The 18,671-nt window shown below is 69.2% G+C and carries 11 protein-coding genes and 1 pseudogene; 8 read left to right on the plus strand and 4 right to left on the minus strand.

All coding sequences use genetic code 11. The annotated features are described in order from the left end of the window. Complete coding sequence (locus ABZ808_RS29920) at positions 1-2,700, minus strand: ricin-type beta-trefoil lectin domain protein (RefSeq protein ID WP_357012740.1); 2,700 nt, start codon at positions 2,698-2,700, stop codon at positions 1-3. A gap of 1,236 nt (positions 2,701-3,936) precedes the next feature. On the opposite strand from ABZ808_RS29920, the gene ABZ808_RS29925 reads away from it, so the two are divergent. After that, the gene (locus ABZ808_RS29925; RefSeq protein WP_357012742.1) at positions 3,937-4,290 is read left to right on the plus strand and encodes a hypothetical protein; all 354 of its coding nucleotides are present in this window, start codon (positions 3,937-3,939) and stop codon (positions 4,288-4,290) included. A gap of 41 nt (positions 4,291-4,331) precedes the next feature. On the opposite strand, the pseudogene ABZ808_RS29930 reads toward ABZ808_RS29925, so the two are convergent. Then, positions 4,332-4,464: pseudogene (locus ABZ808_RS29930) on the minus strand (kinase); the annotation flags it as partial. 102 nt (positions 4,465-4,566) lie between these two features. Between ABZ808_RS29930 and ABZ808_RS29935 the strand changes: the two are divergent. From ABZ808_RS29935 to ABZ808_RS29950, 4 genes are all read left to right on the plus strand, one after another. Beyond that, positions 4,567-5,004, plus strand: a complete 438-nt coding sequence (locus ABZ808_RS29935; protein ID WP_357012743.1) for a sigma-70 family RNA polymerase sigma factor — start codon at positions 4,567-4,569, stop codon at positions 5,002-5,004. Positions 5,005-5,056: 52 nt separating this feature from the next. Beyond that, entirely contained in the window at positions 5,057-6,610 is a 1,554-nt protein-coding gene (locus ABZ808_RS29940) for a recombinase family protein (RefSeq protein WP_357012745.1), read from the plus strand. Positions 6,611-7,569: 959 nt separating this feature from the next. Next, a complete protein-coding gene (locus ABZ808_RS29945; RefSeq protein WP_357012746.1) occupies positions 7,570-8,679 on the plus strand; it encodes a nitroreductase in 1,110 nt (369 codons plus the stop codon). Positions 8,680-8,771: 92 nt separating this feature from the next. Further along, on the plus strand, positions 8,772-11,507 hold the full coding sequence (locus tag ABZ808_RS29950; protein ID WP_357012747.1) for a cation-transporting P-type ATPase: 2,736 nt from the start codon (positions 8,772-8,774) through the stop codon (positions 11,505-11,507). A 302-nt stretch (positions 11,508-11,809) separates the two neighbouring features. On the opposite strand, the gene ABZ808_RS29955 is transcribed toward ABZ808_RS29950, so the two are convergent. Continuing rightward, positions 11,810-12,367, minus strand: coding sequence for a CBS domain-containing protein (locus ABZ808_RS29955; protein WP_357012748.1), 558 nt, complete (start codon positions 12,365-12,367; stop codon positions 11,810-11,812). Positions 12,368-12,462: 95 nt separating this feature from the next. Between ABZ808_RS29955 and ABZ808_RS29960 the strand changes: the two genes are divergently transcribed. Genes ABZ808_RS29960 through fdhF form a run of 3 tightly spaced genes read left to right on the plus strand, consistent with a single transcriptional unit; the run spans position 12,463 to position 16,928 of the window. After that, on the plus strand, positions 12,463-12,981 hold the full coding sequence (locus tag ABZ808_RS29960; protein WP_357012749.1) for an NAD(P)H-dependent oxidoreductase subunit E: 519 nt from the start codon (positions 12,463-12,465) through the stop codon (positions 12,979-12,981). Then, positions 12,978-14,216: an NADH-ubiquinone oxidoreductase-F iron-sulfur binding region domain-containing protein gene (locus ABZ808_RS29965; RefSeq protein ID WP_357012751.1), complete on the plus strand. Its 1,239-nt coding sequence runs from the start codon at positions 12,978-12,980 to the stop codon at positions 14,214-14,216. The genes ABZ808_RS29960 and ABZ808_RS29965 overlap by 4 nt, the downstream gene beginning before the upstream one ends. Then, complete coding sequence (fdhF, locus tag ABZ808_RS29970; protein WP_357012753.1) at positions 14,217-16,928, plus strand: formate dehydrogenase subunit alpha; 2,712 nt, start codon at positions 14,217-14,219, stop codon at positions 16,926-16,928. A 511-nt stretch (positions 16,929-17,439) separates the two neighbouring features. On the opposite strand, the gene ABZ808_RS29975 is transcribed toward fdhF, so the two are convergent. After that, positions 17,440-18,552, minus strand: coding sequence for an FUSC family protein (locus ABZ808_RS29975; RefSeq protein ID WP_357012755.1), 1,113 nt, complete (start codon positions 18,550-18,552; stop codon positions 17,440-17,442). Positions 18,553-18,671: the final 119 nt, after the last annotated feature.

Consider the following 18,671-nt stretch of genomic DNA (forward strand, 5'->3'; position numbering starts at 1 on the left):
TCAGCTGCGCAGGCTCCACTGCTGGTTCGCGCCACCGTTGCACGACCAGAGAATGATCTTCGTACCGTTGGCGCTGGCGGCACCGTTGGCATCCAGGCAGAGCCCGGACTGGGCGTTCGTGACGGTGCCGTTGGTGTTGACGTTCCACTGCTGGTTGAGCCCGCCGTGACAGTCCCAGATGATGACCGCGGTGCCGTTGGCCGTGCCCGCACCGGAGGCGTCCAGGCATTTGTTGCCGTACACGGTCAGTTGCTTGCTGGCGGTGGAGGTCCACCGCTGGTTGGTGCCGCTGCCGCAGTCCCAGAGCTGCGTCTGGGTGCCGTTGGTGGTCGACGCGTTGGGCACCTCGACACAGCGGCCGGACTGGCCGCCCACGAGCTGGCCGGTGCGCTGGCCACCGCCGCTGCCCGGCTGCCTGACGAGCGAGCTCGACTCGGCCGACCGGTTGCCCTGAGCGTCGACGACGTAGAGCCGGTACTCCCCCTGGGCCGTCGGCACGGCGATGGACGTGGCGGTGCCGCCCGCGCTGGTCATCGTCGGCCCAGCGGCGAAGGTCGTCGTGCCGGAGGGAGCCAGCCAGAGCGTCCGGGTGGCGTCGCCGGTGCTGCGGATCGGAATCGACGACGCCCCGCTGCTGACCACCGTGCTCGCCGGCAGGACGTAGTTCGGTAGGGAGAGATTGCTGGCCGGAATGACGTCCCGGTAGGAGTCCTCAAGGCCGGAGTTCACGGCGATGCCGTAGGCCGGCGCCGGCCAGACGTAGTCGGAGGAGACGAGGATGTCCTGGATCGTGCTGTTGGGCAGGGTCTTGTTCGAGACCTTGTTGATCGGGCCGTAGCTCTGCGTGATGCTCAGGTCGTGCTTGCGCCCGAAGTCGTCTGAGTTGATGAGCCAGGTGATGTTCTTGTCCACGCTCAGGACGTTGTCGCGGAAGGTGATGTACGCCGAGCCCTCGTCCGGGTGCAGGCCGTACTTGTGGCCGGACGGCACACCCTGGAGATAGTTGTTGGTGATCGTGGTCCCCGGCTGCGCGCCCAGCGTGTAGATCGGGGCGGTGTCGCTGAGCCGCTGCACCGTGTCGATGATGTGGTTGTAGCTGATGGTGTTGTTCTTCGCCGTCGTGGTGGGCCGGTTGGGTGCGATCGAGCCCGACGAGCCGTCGAAGTTCCACCAGCCCCACCCGAGGGTGATGCCCGACCACGGTGACTTCTCGATCCGGTTGCGCTGGATCGTGAGGGTGTCGACGAAGTACGCCGAGATGGGGCTGTGCCCGTTGAACAGGACCGCACTGTCATAGATGTAGTTGTTCTTGATGTCGATGTTCTTGGGCAGCCCTTCGACCTGCGCGGAGTACTTCTCGCGGTTGGTCGAGGTGTGGTCGCCGATGAAGACGTGCTGGGGGTGGCCCACGCTGATGGCCGAGCCGGCGATGTCGTTGGTGTAGTTCCCGATCAACTGCGTGCCCTGCACGTCGTTGACCATGCTGATGCCGTCGGCACCGGTGTGCTGGATCCGGTTGCGCTGCAACAGGATCCCGTCGGCGTTCTGCACCTGGACGATGCCGGGCGTCACGTCGACGTTGCGGTAGTAGTAGACGTGGAAGTTGCCCTTCGCGTACGCGAAGGCGCTCAGGTTGCCCTGCTGGGCCTGCTTGAAGGCCGAGCCCGCGACGTTGACCAGGTTCCAGTCGGAGTGCTGCACCGTCAGCCCGGAGAACGTGATGTTGCGGGCGTGGTTGCTCGTCGAGGTGCCGGCGACCCGCAGCAGGGTGGTCACGTTGTTCGGCGCGTACACCGTGGCGGTCGCCATGTTCTCGGAGCTGGCCTTGTAGTAGTACAAGGTTCGGCTGGTCTTGTCGAAGTGGAACTCGCCGGGCGCGTCCAGGAACTCGTAGGCGTTCATGACCTTGTGGGTGCCGCCCACCTGGGCGTTGCCGTTGAACGCGCCCTGGGCGATCGCCGCACCCGGTTGCTGGAACAGAGCGACCCGGCTCCCGCCATCGGAACTCGTGGTCACCTGGCGGACGCCCACGAAGGCCGTCGTCCAGGTCGTCCCCGTCTCGATCTCGATGTCGTCCTGGTTGCGGGCGATGGCCGGAAAGTCGCTCAAGCTGTATCGGGCGCCATCACACTGCGACCCCGACTCCCAGGCCCAGTCGGCCTGTCCAGCAGTGATGTTGTACGTCCCGTAACACCCCGCCGAGTTGATCGTCTTCGACGCCATGAAGGCGCGCTTGTCGTTGACGTACAGCGTCCGCAGCTTGTTGGCACGGTCCAACGGTGCCTTCCAGATGTTGCCGCTGTGCTGGGTCCACCCCGTCACCTGGACCCCGCCGTCGAGGACCGGCCTCTCGTTGCCGTAGGCGGCATAAACGACCCGGAAACCGTTGGTGCCCGAGTCGGCGGCACCGAACTCGACGGTGCTGCTGATCGGATAGGTGCCGCCCCGAAGGAACACGTTGATGTCGCCGGTCATGCTCGCGTTCACCGTACGGACGACGTCCCGGGCGCGTTGCAGAGTCCGGAACGGGGACTGGAGCGTGCCAGGGTTGGCGTCGTTACCGTCGGGGGCGACGTAGTAGGTCTGCTGGACTGCCGCGGAGGCGGGCGTGGGGTGAGTCAGCACAGCCGGGAACGCGGCGGCGACGAGCACGGCGAGCGCCAGCAATGACGTTCGGGCAGTGGTTGCGGGTGGCTTCACGTACTGTTCCTCTCACTTGCCGTCGACAGTGGACCTACGCGCCTATCGAGCGACGAGTACGGAAACAGCGACGCCACTAAGGGCGGCGGGGGACGACTGCCGCCGACCGCACTGTGCCCATCGCTACGAAAGTCTTCCTCGGAGCGTAGGTCACACGTGTGACGTCTGCAACAGTCAATCCGAGGTCATCTATGCGCGAATGCCATGGGATTTGGACAGAGCGACCACCCTGGCCATCGCGCCGCTCTGGATCATCAGATGATTCGCCTGCCACTGGCGGCAGGGGCTTCGGCAAAGCCGGGCCGCTAGACTCCGCGCGTGCAGCATTGCCGACTTTTCTCCACCAAACGCACGGCGATCGGGGCGCTACTGCTGGCCTTGGCCCTGGCCGGCTGCGACTCCGAGGCGGAATCGTCCTCCGGTGCCACGTGGTCGAGCCCTGACACCGCCGCTACCGCGACCGCCTCCCGCGCTGCTTCCCCCCCAAGTCCCCGTGACGCCGCACCTTCCGCATCTTCCTCCCCCACCGCGGACGAATCACGGAAGGCCGAAGCGGCAGAGGAGCCCAAAGCGGCAAAGAAGACGGAGGCGCCGAGCGGGGGCGGCACCAAGTACCCGGCGTGTGCCGACGGCGACTGCAAAGTGTCTTTCTCCCGTTCGGTCAACTTTCCACTCGGCAGGTGGACCGTGTCGTCCTCTGTGGAGGATGGCGGTGTCAGGGTGCGACTGACCGACGCCAATGGCAGGGGCGGCGGTGGCGGCTTCATGGCAGGGCCCGGGTGCAGTGTGGCGATTCACGCCGACGGCGGCGGGCGAGTCGGATGCGACCAACCCGGAGCCGAGCCCGATCCGGGAGGGTGGGTCGTACACCTACTGGAACTAAACGGGGACACCGCGGTCATCCGAGCGATCCTGGGCTGACTGTGACGATCGCTGGCGGATTCGCGATTCGCCGCGCAATTCGCACTGATAACGCCGCGCAGATCCGCCGAGATAACACCGGAAACTGCATGCCCAATCCATGGCGGACCGAGAGATTTAGTTCACGTGAACCACATCGCCTGGCCGCGCGTTTAACATGGGCGATTTTCTACCGGCGGCATCCGGTTCTCAATGCTTACGATCGACACATTGACATGTACTTCATTGAGGCGTCAAATGTTTAGTCAGTTGGCTTGGCGGAGTGAGTTCATTCCCGCGCCAACTTACCCACACCTGTGTCTGCAGGAGGATGCCATGCGCCCATCACCGTCTGTCCGAGCCGCCCTGCTTGCGGCCATCAGCGCCGCAACAATCGTGGTGACTGCCGCCCCCGCTGTCGCGGCTGAACCCAACAGCAGCTGCACCTATCTCGACGGCACTCTCTGCCTCCACGTGTCGAAATGGTTCGACGGCACCACTATGGAATACACGGCGCCGCTCGGCACCGAGTGCGTCGACACCCCGGTCGGCTACCTGGGCTGGGTGAACCTCACCGACGAAACCCTGATGGTCTACTCGGGCACCGGCTGCACCGGCGTCCCCTACTTCGTCCCGACCGGCGATCTGCACAACGTCCAGTCGCCCCTGCGCAGTTTCAAGGTCGTCTGATTTCGGCTCCCGAATCGCATTGGACGCGGATGCCGGCTGCTCTACCCAGACGGAACGTTCGGAATAAAGTCGTCGTCGCGGACGGCCCGGGGGTAGCCCCGCGGCAGCGGCGATAGCCTCGACGGCCTCGTCCTGCCCGGTGGTCTCGGGCAGGACGAGGCCGTCGGGCCAACCAGCACGTCGTGGGTGGCCGACGCCCCGCTCGTTCGCCAACTTTGTCGTAACCTGCCACAACCGAATCCGGCCCCGGCCACTCAGTGTTGTTGGGAGGCTGGGTTGCAGAGTGAGCGGGAGTACGTCGAGTACGTCCAGGCGCGGATGCCGTGGCTGCGACGGTTGGCGTACCGGCTGTGCGGGCGGTGGTCGACTGCCGACGACCTGGTGCAGGAGTGCCTCGTCGCGCTGTATCGGCATTGGCGCAAGGCGTCGGCTGCCGATTCGCTCGACGCGTACGTCCGGGCGATGCTGGTGCATGCCTACCTGGCCGAGCGCGGGCGGTTCTGGATCCGCCAGGTGCGGCCTGTAGCTGACGTGGCTGGCCCTCCGGTGGCGCCACTGGCCGGTGCCGAACACCGCGTCGACCTGCTGGCCGCGCTCGCGAAACTCTCCCCCGGGCAGCGCGCGGTGCTGGTGCTGCGATTCTGGGAGGACCTCGACGTCGCGCAGACCGCGGCAGCGCTGGGCTGCTCGACGGGCACTGTCAAGAATCGTTAGAAGCTATGGTCGATGTTGCCGATGCGAACGTCGATCTAGGGGGACGGTTCTGATGGTACGGCGGAAGGCCCGGTCGGGGAATCGGGGCCGGTTCGACAGCAAGGACGCGTTGCTGGCCGGTGGCGTAGAGGTGCGGGCGTTGCGGTATCAGCGCGCGAGTCAGGACAAGAAGGAGCAGGGCAAGAGCGTCCACGACCAAGGTGTGTTGAACCTGGCGGAGATCACGAAGCGGTCGTGGACCGACGCGGGTTCGTTCACCGACAACCACCGATCGGCCAGCCGCCGCGCCACGAAGGAGCGCGAGCAGTTCGAGTTGTTGATCGAGCAGATCCGCGCGGGCAAGGGTGACGTGCTGGTGGTCTGGGAGATCTCCCGCAAGGAACGTGACCTCGCGGTGTTCGTGAAGATCCGCGACATGTGCCACGAGGTCGGTCTCAACTTCTGGCTGGTCGGCGGGGTTCTGTACGACCTGCGGGACAAGAACGACCGGATGATGCTCGGCTTCCAGGCGGTGCAGGCGGAGTGGATGGCCGACTCGATCCGCGACAACGTGTTGCGCGGCATCGTCGGCGCCGCGGAAGCGGGCCGCCCGCACGGGAAGATCACCTACGGGTACCGGCGAATCTACGACCAGCGCACCAAGGCCCTGCTGCGCCAGGAGCCGGACACCGAGATCCGCACCGCGGTCGCCGCGGACGGGACCGTCACGCAGTACTCGCACGCTCAGGTGGTGCGGGACAACTTCCGCAAAATCTCCGAAGGCATGCCCCTCACCGTCCGGGAGGCCGAACTCAACCGCCTCGGGATTCCTGCCTCGCAGGGCGGGATCTGGCGGCGGGGCATCTTGCGGAAGCAGTTGATGAACCCGGCGTACATCGGAAGGCGGGTGCTGCGCGGGGAGATCGTCGGAGACGGGATCTGGCCGCCGCTGGTGTCGGAGGAGACGTACTGGTCGGTGGTGCGAATGCTGGGCGACCCGTCCCGCACGACGACCCGTCCCGCCCGTGCGGTGCATCTGCTGTCGTACATCGTGCGCTGCGGGGTGTGCGACGGACCGTTGTCGTCGCAGCGGCTCAACCGACACGGCTGGACCGGGCAGGTGTACTCCTGCCTGCACAAGCGGTGCACGGCGGTGAAGGCCGAGTTCCTCGACGAGTACGTGCAGCGCACGGTGGTGGCGTGGCTGTCCCGCCCCGACGTGCACGACATCCTCACCGCCGCCAGCGCCACCGACGAGGAAGTCGCCCACGCCCGCGCCGAAGCACAACGGCTGCGCGGGGAGCTGGAGGACTGGCGCAAGCTCGGCGAGGAGGGCGAGGTCACCGCGATCGCCTACGCCCGCGCCGAGAAGGGCATCCTCGCCCAGATCGCCGAGCACGAGCAACGCGCCGCCGACGCCGGGATCCCGGCCGTGCTGCGCGGACGCATCGGCGACCAGGCGGTGCAGGCGTGGCGGGACCTCGGTGACGACATCGCGGTCAAGCGGGAGATCATCCGCCTCGTCGCCGACATCAAACTCCTACGCGCCGGGTTCAAGGGCGAACGCCGCACCTTCGGCCGCCACCGCCTCGACTGGACCTGGAAGTTCGGCCCGCAAGACCAGTAAGCGACCTGATCCTGCGCGGCAGCCGCGAGGCGAGTCGCTGGACGACTTGACCTTTCGGCCGGGGGTGAGTGTCGGTCGTGTCCGCCGCCTGTCTCCTACCGGGCCGGCGGGTGCTGCGGCGGTTCGCCTTCGACGTCACCGCTGCTGACCAGCCGAAACGAGCAACTGCCGCAACCCGCAGGCGGCGTAGGTCTTTCCTACCCGTGCAGGCCCTCGACGCCCCGTCCAGCCTGCGGCGTATGCTTTTGCTTCCGGTCGCCAGAGGTCCGGCGACTTGCCGGCGATTTGCTCGCACAGCAGGTCAACAGGGGTCACACTCTCGGATCCGAGCCATCGGGTCGGGTCGAGGGATAGTAGCTGTCGCGACATCGCGACGTACGCCGCTGAATCACTCTGCTTCACCGGACTTTAGCCGTCTCGAAGGATCGCGTGGTGGCTGTTTCCCTACGCTCATAAGGGCAAGGTCGTACTCCTCTTTCCTGGGCTGGCCTGGTCTGGCCGGAGAACCGCAGGACCGCTGCGCCTGCCGTCGGCCAACCGGATCCAGCTGCGCAACGTCTTCGGGTTCATGCCGAGGTCGTTCGCGATCGGAGCGACCGCGTCGGCCTTGGACTCGGGCGGGTAGTGTTTCGTCACCCTCTGTCACAGACTCCTGTCCACCTGGACCTAAAGATCCGAGTCTCAGTGTCCGAAGATCATGGGCAGGCTTCCGATGCGGCCTCCGCTCGACAGCGGTTTCTGGAACGGCCCGCTTTGGCACCGCGCCACCTTTTTCCGAAGGTCCCGCCGAGTAGGCATTGGACGCGCTCGGGGCTGGCTGGGCGGCTTCCTCACCGACGTGAGCGCCCAGCACGGAGTCACCAACGCTCGGTGCTGCTCACCGTCACGCGTTCCTTCAGATCGGCCGACGCGGGCTGAAGGGCTCTGCGGTAGGGATTCTGCGCACCGGGTGACCGTGCATGTATCCCGGGTGGTGGAGTGGCAACACTGCGCGGGATGCGGCCGGGGTGGGGCACGATGAGGAACGGGGGTTCGATGAGGGAAGCGGGAAGGTCGTGACGATGGGCCACAAGACGGCGGCTACCGGCCGGCCCCTGATCACCGCGCTGACCGAAGCCGCCGCCACCTCCGGTCGCGCCCCTTCGGTGCACAACAGTCAGCCGTGGCGCTGGAAGGTTCTGCCGACCGCGCTGGAGCTACGGGTGGTGCGGGACACGCGGCTCGCCGCCATCGACCCGCAGGGCCGGCTGGTGACGCTGAGCTGCGGCGCGGCGCTGCATCACGCCCGCGTGGCGTTAGCCGCTGAGGGCTGGACCGCGCTGGTGGAGCGGCTGCCCTACCCGAACGAACCGGAGCTGCTTGCCAGGCTCGCCGGGTTGCGGCACACCGGGGCGGACCCGGACGCGATGCGCCTCGTGCATTGCATGCAGGTCCGGCGCACCGACCGCCGGCCGGTGAGCGAGGAGCCGGTGCCGGGCCCGGCCCTCGACGAGATCGTGCAGGCGGCCACCGCGGAGGGTGCGTGGCTGGAGGTGCTGGACTCCGACCAGGTGATGGAACTGGCCGCGGCGGCGGGGCGGGCCGCCGCCGCGGAGGCGGGGGAACCGGAGCTGCGTGGGGAGCTGGAGTACTGGACCAGCCGGGCTGGCACCGGCACCGGGCTGCCGCCCGAGGTGCTGCCCGAGCATGCCCCGCAGACCACCGTGCCGGCCCGGGACTTCGGCCGCCCCGGCACCCTGCCAGTCGGCCCCGGCCACGACCAGGCCGCCCGGTACGCCATCCTCTACGGCGACGAGGACGAGCAGGACAACTGGCTGCGGGCCGGCGAGGGGCTCTCCGCCGCCTGGCTGACCGCCACCCGCCTCGGGGTCTCCGTGGTGCCGCTCAGCGGCGTGGTGGAGGTGGACGGCACCCGGCAGGCCCTGCGCCGGCTGCTGGCCGGGCTCGGCTTTGCGTACCTCGTGCTGCGGCTGGGTATCGCGGACCCGGCGCACGCGGGGCCACCGCGCACCCCGCGGCTTCCCACCGAGCGGATCGTCGACACCTGCGCGGTGCGCGGGAGCGCTTAGCGGGCTCGTCCCGCCGCTTACCGGGCGGGAGGGCAGGGCAAGCGATAGACGAAACGCGCGCCTCGTGCCGTGCCGTACGGCAGCCTGGGAGCATGGCACGGCAGTCACCACAGGATGCGCGTGACGGACCCCTGCCGGCGGGGCACGATCCCCGTCAGCCGATCGGCCAGCTTCTCGAAGATCTGGGGACGAGCCTGGATGGGCTGTCGAGCGCGCAGGCGGGGCAGCGCCTGGCCGACTGGGGGCCGAACGAGCTGCGTCGGCTGGGCGGGACTCGGTGGTGGCGGGATCTGGTTCGGCAGCTGGTTCACCCGCTCGCGCTGGTGTTGTGGGTGGCGGCTGGCTTGGCCTGGGTCGCCGGGACACCGGTGCTGGCGGCGGCGATCGTGGCTGTCATCCTGATCAACGCGGTGTTCGCGTTCGCGCAGGAGCGTCACGCCGAACACGCCGTTGAGGCGCTGAGCCGGTACCTGCCTCAGCGGGTCAGCGTGCTGCGGGATCAGCGGTGGCAGCGGGTCGACGCACGGCGGTTGGTGCCCGGTGACGTGATATTCATCGCCGAGGGTGAGCGGATCTCCGCTGACGCCCGGCTTGTGGACGGGTCGGTCGAGGCGGATTTGTCGGCCCTGACCGGCGAGTCGCAACCCGTATACCGCGCTGCCGGCGACGCCGGCACGCAGGAGCCGTTGGTCCAGGCGTCCAACCTCGTGTTCAGCGGGACGGTCTGTCTGGGTGGGCAGGCCCGGGCCCTGATCTACGCCACGGGCATGCGCACCGAGTTGGGGCGCATCGCCGCACTGTCCCAGCGCGTGGGGCCTGAGGAGAGCCCGCTGGAGAGGCAGGTCAAGCGGGTGGCTTGGCTCATCGCGGTGGTCGCCTGCATCGCCGGGGCGGTCTTCTTTCCGATCGGAGTGTGGGCGGCCGGAATGCCGACCTCCGACGCGGTCGCCTTCGCGATCGGGCTCCTCGTCGCCAACGTCCCCGAAGGTCTGCTGCCCACGATCACCCTCGCCCTCGCCGTCGGCGTACGCGGACTCGCCCGGCGCGGGGCCGTTGTCAAGCGGCTCAGCGCGGTGGAGACTCTCGGGTCCACCGCGGTGATCTGTACCGACAAGACGGGGACGATAACCGAGAACAGGATGCGGGTGGTGGCGGCCTGGTCGGCCGGGGGCCTCATCGAGGAGGCCGACCTGACGCGTAGGGACCAGCCCGCGGGGGTCCGGGACCTCGCGCGGACCGGCGTGCTCTGCAGCAACGCACAACTCGGATCCGGGCCGGGCGCGGAAGCGACCGGGGATCCCACGGAGATCGCTCTGCTGCGGTTCGCCGAGGAGCTCGGCGTCGACACGTCACCGGAGCAGCGCCCGCGGTGCCGGCGGGGAGAGTTTCACTTCGACCCCACACTGCGGCTGATGTCCACCGTCGACGTCGACGAGCACGGTATGTGGCTACACACCAAGGGCGCCCCCGAAGCGGTCATCACCCGCTCCACCACGATCATCGAAGCCGACGGGCGAGAGCAGCCTCTGGACGACACAACCCGACAGCATCTGACGGAGGCCGTGACAGCGCAGGCCGCCAAGGGTATGCGGCTCATCGCAGCGGCCCGCCGCCCCATGTCGGAAGTCCCCGCCAGCCGTGACGAAGCCGAACGCGGCCTGTGTTTCCTCGGCTGGGTCGCCATGCTCGATCCCGCCCGCCCCGAGGTCGCGGATGCGGTGGCCTGCTGCCACACCGCTGGCATCCGCATCATCATGATTACCGGCGATCACGGGCTGACCGCTGCGGCCATCGCCACTCAGGTCGGCATCACGCAGCCAGACCCGACCGTCGTCAACGGCGACCGCGTCGACGCCATGCCCGACGACGAACTCACCGATCTTCTCGGACGTACCCCGGATCTCGTCTTCGCCCGATCCTCACCCGAGGCCAAACTCCGCATCGCCAAAGCGCTGCAGAGCACCGGTCACGTCGTGGCCATGACCGGCGACGGGGTCAACGACGCCCCCGCCCTACGCCGCGCCGACATCGGCGTGGCCATGGGCCGCACCGGCACGGACGTCACCCGCGAAGCAGCCACCCTGGTCCTCACCGACGACAACTTCGCCACCATCGTCGCCGCCGTCCAATCCGGCCGACAGGTCTACGACAACGTCCGCAAGTTCATCCTCTACATCTTCGCCCACGCCACACCCGAGGTCGTGCCGTTCCTCGTCTTCGCCCTCTCCGGCGGGGCGGTCCCGCTACCGCTGACCGTGCTGCAGATCCTCGCCATCGATCTCGGCACCGAAACCCTCCCCGCGCTGGCCCTCGGCCGCGAACCCGCCGAGCCGGGACTCATGAACCGGCCACCACGCAGGCGCGGCAGCACCATCGTCGACCGGCACATGCTCATCCGAGCCTGGGGTTACCTCGGGGCCATCTCCGCCGTCCTCGTCATGGCCGGCTTCTTCCTCACCCTCTACCGGGCCGGCTGGCGACCAGGCGACCCCACCGGCCCCGGAACCCCCCTGCACCACGCCTACCAGCAGGCCACCACCATGACCTTCCTCGGTATCGTCGCCTGCCAGATCGGTACCGCCCTCGCCGCCCGCACCGAGCGCACCTCGCTCCGCGCCGTCGGCCTGGTGACCAACCGCCTGCTGCTGTGGGGAATCGCCTTCGAGCTCGCCTTCGCCGCCGCCATCGTCACCGTCCCCCCGCTACAGGCGATCTTCGGCACCGCCCCACCCGACCCCCTGATGCTCACCCTCCTGCTCGCCTTCCCGATACTCGTATGGGCACCCGACGAGATACGGCGAGCGGTACGCTGCGCCGGAAGTCGCTGACGTCCCCGCGTCGGTGGCCAATGACATCGGGCTCTTGGTTGACGACATCACGCGCGCGGTGCCGGGAGGCCCCCCTCTGATCCCCCGATCCGTGCCGCCATGATGCTCGCGCCGATGGCGCTTCCGGCCGCCCCACGGCAGAACGCCGGCGTAGGGGTAGGGGACTCGGGCCGCCGTCGACCCGGCTGAGGACGACGGCGGCGCAGATGGCGTACGCGAGCACGCTGCCGGCCAGAGATCTCCTCGGCTTCATCCGGGTAGATCCAGCCTCGAGCGCGACTGCCCGCCGTCGTGGCTGGCGGCTACAGGTTCGGCGGTGCCGAGTAGATCCGGCCCGTGTACTGGGCCACTTTGTGTTCCCCGAGGTGGGTGGCGAGGTCCGCCTCGCTGATCATCCCGACCAGCTGCCGGTTCTCTATCACTGGCAGCCGCCGGATCTGGTGCTGTTCCATCAGCCGCAGCACCTCGTCCTCGGGGGCCTCGACGTCGACCCACACCGGCGTGCCCTGAGCCAGCTCGCGTGCCGTGGTCGTGCGCGGGTCGCCTCCTTCGGCGATGCACCGGATGACGATGTCCCGGTCGGTGACGATGCCGTGCAGGCGCTGATCGCCACCGCAGATCGGCAGGGACCCGACCCGCAGATCCCGCATCTTCCGCGCGGCCATCTCGAGGGTCTCGTCCTCCCGAATGCACTCCGCGCCGCGGTGCATGATGTCTCCGGCCCTGGCCATCCTCATCCTCCTGATCACCGAACGATCTTGGGCAGTGTCGTGGGTGCCGCCATTCAGCAGCGGCAGCGCGGCATCCCCTAGGGGTTGGTCATCAAACATCCGGCGTGCCGCCCGACGGCTGGTTGACATCCGCCAACCCGGGCAAGGTGCCTGTTTCACTGCGAACCGTCGTGAAGAGTACGTAGGTTTGCCGCAGGGGCAGCGGGTGCGCGGGGGTTGGTGTGATGGGTGAGCCGCGGGAGGCGTTCGTCGAGTTGCAGGACCGTCTGCGCCGGCCGGGCACGGGGATGTTGGATCGGCTCCGGCAGGCGCAGGTCAAGGATGGCCGCATCGACGCCGAGGACCTAGAACGGGTCGCCGGCGGGTTCGGCTGGCCGGTGGCGGCCGTGACAGGTTCGGTGACGTACTACGCGGACTTCGCGGAGGGTCGCCGGGGCCGGCGGCACGTGCGGGTGTGCGAGGGGACCTCGTGCTTTGTGAGCAGCCGGGGCGAGCACATCGCGCGGCTGGAGCGGGCGCTGGGCGTGCGGCTGGGCGACCGTGCTGCGGACGGGTCAGTTTCGCTGCAAGGGACGCGCTGTCTCGGGTACTGCTACGACTCGCCCGCCGTACTCGACGGGGAGCTACCAGCCAGCGGGGAGACTCTGGGCGGGCTGTTCGGTGACCGCTGGCCGCGCAGCGGCGGACGAGGCCCGGTTGGGTCGAGCCGTGGAAGATGCGGGCGGCCGACATACCGTACGTGAGCGCGGTCGATCAGCCGGTGGTGCTGGCCGGTCTGGTCGGCGGCGAGGAACCCTGGGCGGTGTGGCCCAGCGTGGTGGCAGCCGGTGCCCGCGAGAAGGTCATGTCCGAGATCGCCGCCTCGGGCTTGCGCGGGCGGGGCGGGGCCGGTTTCCCGGTGGCCAAGAAGTGGTCGATGACCGCCAGCGAACCCGCGCCCCGGTACGTGGTGGGCAACGGCGACGAGGGTGATCCCGGCTCGTACGGGGATCGGCTGCTGATGGAACGGGATCCGCATCGGATCCTGGAGGGCCTGGCGCTGGCCGGGTTCGCCGTGGGCGCGCGGCACGGGCTGATCCTCGTGCGCTCGGAGTACCCGGCCGCCGCCGATCGGCTGCGCGCCGCCGTGGTCCAGGCGCGGGAGGCCGGTCACCTGGGCGAGCGGGTGCACGGCTCGCCGGTCGACTTCGACGTGGAGATTGTGGTGGGCGCCGGCTCGTACGTGGCCGGGGAGGAGACGGCGTTGCTGCACGCCCTGGCCGGGCTGCGGGCGGCGGTGCGGGCGCGCCCCCCGTACCCGACCAGCCACGGTCTCCTGGGACATCCGACCGCGGTCAACAACGTGGAGACGCTGGCGGCCGTACCGTGGATCGTCCGGCATGGTGGGGCGGCCTACGCGCGGCTGGGCCACCCGGACGAACCCGGCACCAAGCTGGTCTGCCTGAGCCAGCGCTTCCGCCGGCCGGGCGTGTACGAGGTGGAGTTCGGCGTGCCGCTGCGCCACCTGGTGGAGGAACTCGGCGGCGGGCTGCGCGAGCCGTACCGGCTGCGCGCGGTGCAGGTCGGCGGACCGCTCGGCGGCTTCCTCACGCCCGACCAGCTCGACCTGCCGCTGCTGTCCGAACCGCTCGCGGAGGCCGGGGCCGCGTTGGGACACGCCAGCCTCGTCGCGGTCGACTCGACCGTGCCCGCCGCCGCGATCCTGCGCCACGCGTGGGCGTTCGGGGCGGCGGAAAGTTGCGGAGCCTGCACACCCTGCCGGGTCGGTACCCGCCGCGGCCTCGAGCTGGTCGAGCGGCTGCGGGAACCGGAGCGGGCCGGGGCGGTGCTCGCCGACCATGAGCCACTGATCGAGGTGCTGACTGTGGCGAGCCTGTGCGCGTTCGGGCGTGGGGTGTCCTGCGCGGTGCGCAGCCTGCTGCGGGTGTACTCCGACGAACTGCACCAAGCGGCCCTCACCGGCAAGGGGGGCGAGTAGATGCGGTTGTCCGTCGACACCATCGGCATCGAGGTGGCCCCGGGGGCCACCGTGCTGGACGCCGTGCGGGCGGCCGGTGCCGTGGTGCCGACCCTCTGCTACGACGAGCGGCTCACCCCGCAGGGATCGTGCCGGGTCTGCCTGGTCGGGGTCCGGGGGCGGGCGATGCCGGCCTGCACCACACCCGCCGCCGACGGGATGGAGATACAGACCGACGATGAGACCGCCCGCAGGTCGGCACAGCTCGCCCTGGAACTCCTCGTGTCCCAACTGCCTGCGCGGGCGCTCGACATCCCCGCCGAACGCAGCGAGCTGGTACGCGCCTGCCGGCACTTCGGCCTGACCGGATCCCGGTTCGACGGTGCTACCCGCAACGCGGGCGTCGACCACTCCCACCCGTACGTGAAACTCGACCGGGACTTGTGCATCGCCTGCAACCGGTGCGTACGCATGTGCGCTGAGGTGCAGGGCACGTTCGCGCTCTCCCTGGCTGGACGCGGGTTCGACACCGTCGTCGTGGCCGGCACCGGAGGCCCGTGGGTGTCATCCCCGTGCGTGGCCTGCGGCGGCTGCGTCGACACCTGCCCGAGCGGGGCACTGTCCGAACCAGGGCTGGCCGACCCCCGCCCGATCAGCCGAACGACCATTACCACCTGCGGCTACTGCGGGGTGGGCTGCACCCTGCGGGTACACACACGCGACGAGACCGTCGCCGCGATCACCCCGGCGCACGACGCCCCGGTCAACCGCGGCCACGCCTGCATCAAAGGCCGCTTCGCACACGCCTTCACCCGCTCCCGAGACCGGCTGACCACCCCACTGATCCGCGACGGCGGCCGGGACTCGCCACTGCGGCCCGCGTCCTGGCAGGAGGCCCTCACCTTCGCCGCGACCCGGCTGGCGGCCATCCGCGACCGCCACGGGCCCGATGCCATCGGCATGATTTCCTCCGCGCGGGCGACCAACGAGGAGAACTACCTCGCCCAGAAGTTCGCCCGCACCGTGCTCGGCACCAACAACATCGACAACTGCTCCCGGCTGTGCCACGCCCCGTCCGCGGTCGGGCTCGCCGCCTCGTTCGGCCACGCCGGCGGCACCAACTCCGCCGACGACCTCGACAACACCGACTGCATCCTTGTCGCCGGCGCGAACCCCACCGAGGCCCACCCGGTCATCGGGGCCCGGATCAAACAACTGGTGCTGCGCGGCGCACGGCTCATCGTCATCGACCCCCGCCGCATCGACCTCGCCGAGATGGCCGACGTGCACGTCCAGGCCCGACCGGGATCCAACGTCGCCGTCTTCAACGGCGTCGCCCGAGTGCTGCTCGACGAGGGATACGCCAACCAGGACTTCCTCCGTACCCGAGCCAGCGGGCTCGCCGAACTCGCCGCGCTGTTGGCCGACTATCCGCCCGACCACGCGGCACGGCTCGCCGGCGTCACGCCCGAGACGCTGGTCGCGGCGGCCCGCCTGTACGGGGCAGCACGCCGCCCGGCGATCGTCTACGGCCTCGGCATCACCGAACACGCCCACGGCACCGACGGCGTACGCACCCTGTCAAACCTGGCCATCCTCAAAGGCGCGGTCGGCACCCCCGACTGCTGCGGCGTGCTGTCCATGCGCGGCCAGAACAACGTCCAAGGCGCCTCCGACATGGGCGCCCTGCCGGACATGCTGCCCGGCTACCAGCGCGTCACCGACGCGGGCGTGCGCGCCCGATTCAACCGAACCTGGCGGGCGGAGGTGCCGGCCCGGCCCGGGCTCCGCATCCTGGACATGTTCGCCTCAGCCACCGCCGGCCGCGTGCGCGCGATGTACGTCATCGGCGAGGACATCGCCCAGACCGACCCGGACAGCGGCAACGTACGCCGGGCACTGGCCGCCTGCGACCTCGTCATCAACCACGACGTGTTCCTCTCCACCACCGCCGAACACGCCGACGTGGTCTTCCCCGCGGTGCCCTTCCTCGAGAAGGACGGCACCTTCGTCAACTTCGACCGACGGATCCAGCGGGTCCGCCCGGCGCTGGACCCACCCGGACAGGCCCGCAGCGACTTCGACATCCTGCACCTGCTCGCCCGCGCGATGGGCGCCGACCTCGGCTGCCCCACCCCCGCCGACGCGATGGCCGAATGCGCCACACTGACCCCCACCTTCGCCGGCATCTCACACACCCGACTCGACAGGGACGGACCACTGCACTGGCCCTGTCGCAGCCCCGACCAACCCGGCGAAGGGCGGCTCTACCTCGACTCGTTCGCCACACCCGACGGCCGCGCCGCACTCGCCGCCCGGCCGTACCTGCCGCCCGGCGAGCAAGCCGACACCACCTTCCCGTACGTCCTGATCACCGGCCGCCGGCTGGTGCACTACAACAGCGGATCGATGAGCCGCCGCACCCCCAACCACCAGCTCCGCCCACACGAAGTGCTCGACCTGCACCCCGACGACGCCGCCCGGCTCGGACTAGCCGACGGCGACCTCGTCGAAGTGACCAGCCGCCGCGCCACCGTCACCTACCCCGTCCACCTGACCGACACAATCGCCCCCGGCCAGACGTTCACCACCTTCAACTTCCCCGACACCCTCACCAACACCCTCACCTCCGACGCCACCGACACCGAAACAGGCTGCCCCGAATACAAGATCACCGCGGTCTCCCTGAGCCCCGTCCCTCATCGAGCTGACAGCCGGGCGGCAGGCCGCTGACTTCTCCGACGCGGGGACCACGCGTACATGGGATGACCGATCTGGCATCCATGTCGCGGTGGTACGCCGATAACAACTGACCGATGCGGGCATGGCCACGACGGCCAGCCACTGGTACAGATCAGGGCCTGCCGTACGTGCGTGGCGGTCGGCACGCCCTGGCACAGCAGCCGCAGCGCATCGACGGTCACGAGGTTCAGGTTCACATCTGGTCAGTGCTGGCCTGAGCGCGGCGAGCGCGGGGGCCGGGTCGGCGTGGATCCGGAGGATCTCGATCGCGTAGCCGATGCTGGTCATTCGGGCGAGGACGAACCGGTTGCGGATGGCGTCCGCGGCGACGCGGCTGGCCAGGACGGCGGAGCGGGTCATCGGCAGTGCCCGGAACCGGTCGATGTGCCGGTGGCCGGGGCCGTCGGCGAGGGTTACCCCGGTCTGGGCGGTGCCGAACGCGATGGGGAGGTCCCGGATTTCCGGGCAGCGCGGCAAGGGCGACGCGCAAACAGGTTGTTCGTCAGCTCGCGTCGGGCGCCAGCCCTGCCCGTTGATTCGCCTGTGCCTTCGGCACTCCGGATGCTTGCAGCAGTTCGCTGATGGCAAGGCGTAACCGCGAGGCGAGGCCCCTGCCGCAGAACCCGATATCGTCGGCGCATGCCTGGTTGACGTCGTCGATGGCCTGTTGTGCCCGCGCACGCGCACGGTCGGGCTTGCGGCCGGCGAGGAAATCACGATGCAGCAGCCGCACCGCCTGGCCGAGGTGCTCGATCGAGGCTGGAAGACTCGCCGGTATCGGCTCACCCAGCCGTACCGTCGATATGACCCAGTGCGCCATCTCGCGGCTGTCGGAGTAGGCCTGTTGGAGGTGCTCGGCGGCGTGCTGGTAGCGGCGCAGGATTTTCAAGCGTCGCCACCGCCACGGTGAGAGAAGGGCGATCTCCCCCGCGGCGGCCACCATCTCGATGGTCTTGTTTCTATGCTTTTCTGCCGCGACCAAGCTCCGCAGGGCGCCCTCAGCCTGGTGGACGTCACGCTGCCCCAAGGCGCGAGCGACCGCGGTGAGGTCACGGGCGACGATGTCCAACGTCGGACCGGCAGCGCGATGAACGACGCGCACGGGGTTGGCCGGCATGATCAGCAGCGCCACGGCGATGGCCGTCACCCCTCCGATCAGCCCGTTGGCGGCCCGCGCCGCGGCGAGGTTCTCCGTGGTCAGCGTTCCCAGCAGCACAGCGGTACTTCCGGCATGCACCATGACGGCGCCGCTGCCCTGAATCACGGCTGCCGACGAGATCGCGAACGTCACGATCAGCGCGGTCTGAACCGGTCCTGTCCCGATCACCTCGATGATCAACTGTCCGGCCACCGCGCCCAGGATCACCCCGGCGATGAGTTCCGCCGCTCGCCCGATCCGATTGCCGAGAGCAGCCGCGACCGTGCCGATCGACGCCGCGGGCGCGAACAACGGCTGCGGGATGTGCAGCACGTCGTCCGCGATGAACCAGGACAGACCGGCCGCCACACCTGCCTGGACCGCGATGATGAAGTAGCTGCGAAGCCGCTCGTAAGCCTCCCGGCTCTCTCGCTGCACCAACTGCTCTGGCCGCCCACCCTGGAATCGGCTGCGCACGTCTGACCTCCCCCAGGGGCGGTGCCACGGTCCCGCGGGCAACCGATGCTGTGCGATCCCTTGCCGCAGGTTGGCCGGGTGCAACGACGCCGGGGGCCAGGCCGTCAATCCCCGCACGG

This window comes from Micromonospora sp. NPDC047527 (assembly GCF_040643015.1).
Taxonomy (GTDB): domain Bacteria; phylum Actinomycetota; class Actinomycetes; order Mycobacteriales; family Micromonosporaceae; genus Micromonospora.